At 40.9% G+C, this 2,560-nt stretch carries 1 protein-coding gene and 1 pseudogene; one reads left to right on the forward strand and one right to left on the reverse strand.

What is annotated here, in order from left to right; all coding sequences use genetic code 11:
• Window positions 1–1,953: SBBP repeat-containing protein (locus H6G97_RS49640; RefSeq protein WP_190947596.1), on the forward strand; the 1,953-nt coding region annotated here is incomplete at its 5' end.
• A 241-nt stretch (window positions 1,954–2,194) separates the two neighbouring features.
• On the opposite strand, the pseudogene H6G97_RS56440 reads toward H6G97_RS49640, so the two are convergent.
• Window positions 2,195–2,437 (reverse strand): annotated as a pseudogene (locus tag H6G97_RS56440) (hypothetical protein); the annotation flags it as partial.
• Between the last annotated feature and the right edge of the window lie 123 nt (window positions 2,438–2,560).

Here is a 2,560-nt window from a genome sequence, read left to right on the forward strand (position 1 = left end):
AATCCATTTCTGATCTTAGATAGAAATATCCCATCTGTAGGGGCAGACAGATTTGTTCTTGGTGATACAAGTCAGCCCTACTACACTACCTCTAACCCAGATACTCTACTAACTACAAACTTCCTTGGTTTGAACGAGTTTGCTGTCATTTATGATTTCGGTATCAATAATGATGTCATCCAGCTAAATGGTAAATCGACAGACTATCGAATCGTAAAAATTAATGGATTACAGATTGCAGGAGTTGCGCAACCGATTTCTGGAGAAGCTATATTTTCACTACAACAGGGAGCACCTGACCTTGTAGCTTTTGTAGTTGCCAAGCCGGAAGTCAATTTAGATTTGACATCGAATAATTTCCGATTTGTTGGTGAAAAACCAGCAAAAAAACCAACAAAAAACAATAAAATTCAGCAATTAGGGACTACCGGAAACGATCTCAGTCTTGCTGCGGGTACAGATGCTATTGGCAATGTTTATATATCAGGAACTACCACCGGGCCATTGTTTGGAACAAATCAAGGGTTTACAGATGCTTGGCTAGCGAAATATGACAGCAATGGCAATCAATTGTGGGGTAAGCAGGTTGGCTCCTCTGGTGATGAGTCTAACTTTGCGATGGTTACAGATAAGGATGGTAACTCCTACATGGCAGGTGGCACGTCGGGTAACCTGTTTGGAACCAAGCAAACAGAAACTGATGTTTGGGTGGCTAAATATGACACCAATGGCAACCAGCTTTGGGGTAGGCAGTTTAGTGCTGGTGGCTTTAGTAGTGGAGCCTTTGCCATTGACTTAGATCCAACAGGGAATGTCTACTTATCAGGAATAGAAATTAACAACAATGATAGAACAGACATTTTCAATTTTGCCGTTCAGGATAATTCCTGGGTGTCTAAGTTTGACACCAATGGCAACCAGCAGTGGCTTACCCTGATTAAAGATCCTTCAGCGACCTTTCCTTTTGATATAACTCCCTTTTTTGATGAATGTTACGACCTTGCTATTGATAAGGATAGCAACAGCATAGCTGTAGGCTGGACTCAGGGCTTAGTCAGAGAGTCAGACCCATCGCGACAACTTTTGAAGTACGATGCCTGGGTATCAAAGGTGAACACAGCAGGGGAAATACAGTGGGTTCAACAGCTTGGAAGTACAAATCAGGGACTTGATTTTGCTTGGGGTGTTGATACTGACAGCAAGGGCAATATTTACGTTACAGGATGGACTACAGGAGATATTGGCACAACGGTAGGAAAAAAGGGAATTCGGGGTCGCGATATTTGGATTAGCAAACTTCGTCCAGATGGCTCTCAAGTGTGGGCTAAACAATTTGGTTCTTCAGATGATGATGGGATGTACCTATCAGATATGCAAATAGATGAAAATGACAACATCTTTATCATCGGAGAATCTAACGGGAAGTTAGGAAAAGGCCAAAAAGACAAATCTTATAATGCCTGGGTAGCGCAGTTCGACACTGATGGCAACAACAAGTGGATTCAACAATTTGGAAGCAAAAAGAATCTTGACTATGCTATGGGTGTTACTACTAACACGAATGGTAAGCTTTACGTGACTGGAGCTACTGATGGCTTATTAGGGAACGGTGGTGGTGGTGTTAAGACCTCAGCTGTGGACGGTTGGTTAGCTCAACTTGATGTCAACAATGGAAAACTGCAAAAATTTGTCGGTGATTCAAATGATGTCATCAGTATTACCGCTCCTGAATCAATTCCCACCATCGATATCACTAACGAACTTGTAACTAGCAAAAGGCTGCCTCAAGGCGATAACCGCATTAACCCGGCTGCGGGAATCAGTACTAGCCGCAGTGCATTCAACTATGGACAGATCACTTCTAGTCTTGGTGGCATATTTAACTCTCAGTCTGAAGGCTCTTTTCCTTCAGCTTTGGCTGAGGCAGTTAATAAGGGCGATATAGTCATTTGAAATGATTTAACAATACCTTTGCCAATTTACGAAGTTTTAAGACTGATGGGGACAGAGTGAATACGACACAAATCTGTAAGTAAGCTTCCAGAAAATCTTAACCTATTTTACTGGCTCAGATTTTCTAGAAGCATTTTTATGATTTCATAGGCATATTCAAAGCCGTGACAGTAGGCTTTAGGTTATGGGGTTTTGTTTAATTTCTTCACTTATCCCCTTGCCGTTATCAGCAATTAATATTTGTAGATATATAGGCAATACTGGCTATAGTTTCTAAGCGATTGAAGTTGAATTCTTGCTGTTGCAAAATGGGTTTAAGTAGTTGGGGATAGCGTTTTTCCAAGTCATCAGTTTTGGCTTTTGCTCCCCAACAGGCATAGCAGTAATATGCTTGTTGCAGATATCCTTCTGCGGCTTTGTTTTTACCCCATTCTAAATAAAATTTGGTAGCAAGTTCGTTAGCGATCGCTGCTTCTTGAACATAGTTACAGCAATTGCGTCTATTATGAGGTACACTAGATTAAAATATAAATACTTTTAAATGAAGTCTTACTCTGTCGATCTTCGAGAAAAAATAGTTGCAGCACATCTTGAGAAAAACATCTCA

Origin of the sequence: Nostoc flagelliforme FACHB-838 (genome assembly GCF_014698065.1) — a bacterium.
GTDB lineage: Bacteria > Cyanobacteriota > Cyanobacteriia > Cyanobacteriales > Nostocaceae > Nostoc > Nostoc flagelliforme_B.